The sequence below is a fragment of the Streptomyces europaeiscabiei genome, from assembly GCF_001550375.1.
GTDB lineage: Bacteria > Actinomycetota > Actinomycetes > Streptomycetales > Streptomycetaceae > Streptomyces > Streptomyces europaeiscabiei.
The window spans coordinates 1-1,459 of record NZ_LRTR01000817.1 but is presented as its reverse complement, the minus strand read 5'-3'; the positions used below and the strand labels follow the sequence as shown (position 1 = coordinate 1,459).

The 1,459-nt window shown below is 73.8% G+C and carries 2 protein-coding genes; one reads left to right on the top strand and one right to left on the bottom strand.

The window, feature by feature from the left end:
- A partial coding sequence (locus AWZ10_RS40530) for a PDZ domain-containing protein (protein ID WP_159058539.1) occupies positions 1 to 308 on the top strand: 308 nt, incomplete at its 5' end.
- An 18-nt stretch (positions 309 to 326) separates the two neighbouring features.
- On the opposite strand, the gene AWZ10_RS40525 is transcribed toward AWZ10_RS40530, so the two are convergent.
- Entirely contained in the window at positions 327 to 1,082 is a 756-nt protein-coding gene (locus tag AWZ10_RS40525) for a phosphodiesterase (RefSeq protein WP_078935315.1), read from the bottom strand.
- Positions 1,083 to 1,459 lie beyond the last annotated feature (377 nt).

The window sequence follows — 1,459 nt, the reverse complement described above, 5'->3', positions numbered from 1 at the left end:
GCGGTTCGATCCCCGCGGCGACGGCGTCCGCACGCCCCACCCTCGGTGTCGAAGTGGTCGACGCCCCCGGAGACGCCCGGAGTCGAGGCGCGCTCGTGGCAGGTGTCCATGTCCCCGGCGCCGGCTACACAGCGGGCCTGGTCCGCGGTGACGTCGTCCTGGCCCTGGGCGGGACCCGGACCGGCACGGCGGCCGACCTCGCGCGGGCGATCGGCGCCGCCCGCCCCGGAACGGCGCTCAGGCTCGTCGTGCGCCACGCGAACGGCGCCCGTCAGTACCTCGTGGCCGTACCCGGAGTCGTCACCTGACGCGCGCCTTCCGGCCGCCTACGCCGCCACCCGGAAGTGACTCGTCAGCCGTCCCTCGTCGTCCAGCACATGGAAGGCCAGGCCGGGCGGCGCCTCCCGGTCCGCGACCTGGTCGCCCTCCCAGGGCAGCCGCAGTGTCCAGGTGACCCCGGGGCCGACGACCAGCGGGCGCCCGGCGAACGTGGTCGCGGCGGGCGTGTGGGCGTGCCCGGTGATGATCCCCGCGATCTCCGGCCGGCGCCCGAGCAGCCGGTCGAGCTTCGAAGGCTGGCCGAGCCGGTACGCGTCCGGCAGCGGGTGGTGCAGCGCCACCGGCGGATGGTGGAAGGCGAGCAGCACCGGCCGTTCGCCGTCGAGTCCGTCGAGGGTCTCCTCGATCCACGTGTACGTCTGGGCGTCCAGCTCGCCCTCGTCGCGGCCGGGGATGCTGGAGTCGCACATCAGTACGGCGGCGGCCGTGAAGACGTGCGCGCTGTTGACCGGCCCGTCCGCGGGCGGCTCCCCGAGGAGCGCCTTGCGGTAGGGCGCCCGGCTGTCGTGGTTGCCCGGGCAGGTGAGCACCGGGAAGGGCGCCCCGCCCTCCCGCAGCCCCAGGATGCGCGCCGCCTCCTCGTACTCGGCCTCCGTGCCGTGGTCCGCGATGTCCCCGGTCACCAGCAGTGCGTCCACCCGCCCCGGCAGCCCCCACAGCAGATCCCGTACCCGCTCGGCCCGCCGGGTCGCCCGGTCGCTCCCGTCCAGATGCAGATCACTGATGTGCGCGAGTACGAGCATCGTCGTACGCCTCCTCGGGCGGTGCATGTCCTAATGGAACAGTCGCATGTAAACATTAGTGCTAACGGATGGGCAACCCTCAATCATTAGTGAGGGTGGAGCGCGGGCTCTCCGGGCGCGTGCTGCTGCCCGGGGCCCGACTCGTCCAGGAGGGCCGACACCGCAGGCGCACGACAGTTGACGCCATGACTCAATCGGCTCGCGTGTGCCGCGGCGGAGGGGCAGGATGCTGCCCGTAGGCCCAGGCAACTCCGAGCAGACGGAGGCATGGATGACCGGCACGCCCAGCGACGGGCCCGCGACCGTCACCGCCGAGGCCCCGCCCGCGCCCTTCACCACCGACGACCACCGGGCCCGGATGCGGCGCGCCGAGCGGG

Coding starts and splice junctions, on each gene's coding strand:
- AWZ10_RS40525 (WP_078935315.1), bottom strand. CDS start 1,082: ATGCTCGTACTCGCGCACATCAGTGATCTGCATCTGGACGGGAGCGAC.